This is a genomic window from Lactobacillus sp. UMNPBX17, from assembly GCF_002553735.1.
Taxonomy (GTDB): domain Bacteria; phylum Bacillota; class Bacilli; order Lactobacillales; family Lactobacillaceae; genus Lactobacillus; species Lactobacillus gallinarum.
This window is the reverse complement of the sequence record NZ_PCYT01000173.1, coordinates 1-525: the sequence shown is the minus strand read 5'-3', so window position 1 is coordinate 525 and position 525 is coordinate 1. Positions and strand designations below refer to the sequence as shown.

1 protein-coding gene is annotated in these 525 nt (G+C 34.1%); it reads right to left on the bottom strand.

Translation table 11 applies throughout. From position 1 onward, the window contains the following. Positions 1-56: 56 nt before the first annotated feature. Positions 57-449 (bottom strand): GH36 C-terminal domain-containing protein, encoded by a 393-nt coding sequence (locus tag CP368_RS10165; RefSeq protein ID WP_158227442.1) that lies wholly within the window; start codon positions 447-449, stop codon positions 57-59. Positions 450-525: the final 76 nt, after the last annotated feature.

Genomic DNA, 525 nt, shown 5'->3' with positions numbered 1-525 from the left:
AGTTGGATTGATCGTCTTTTGGTATCTGAAAGTTAGTTTTTTCCCAGACACTTTTGCTATTCTTTTTCTATTTCAAAGAGATACGACTGAAAATCACCAGTCACTTGGGCTGTATCGCCATTAGAAGCATTGAATTGATATGGTTCACGCAAACCAAAATTAGTAAGTACTCTATCACTAACCTTATTTTTTTGATTAATGATATAGTCTGCATTTTGATCTAAATTTGAGAGGGAAAGATAACGATCAAGCGTATCATTTGGCTTAGCTAATTTACGGAAAAAGCCAATGATTTGTTTTTCATCTTGTTTTACGCTCCATGCATATTTATTTTGATCTTCTAAGGGCACTAATAAGGGCACTAATTGCTCAAAGTGGCCATTAACAAGTAGATCCCGTTTACTGCTATGAAAAATGTAAGCAAATGTATGACTATGTTCTATTTTCATACATTTTGGACTATTCGTGCCTTCCATTTCTCTTACCAACGTCTACGCTAGTATTCCGATATTTCAATTTAGAAGT

Coding starts and splice junctions, on each gene's coding strand:
- CP368_RS10165 (WP_158227442.1), bottom strand. CDS start 449: ATGAAAATAGAACATAGTCATACATTTGCTTACATTTTTCATAGCAGT.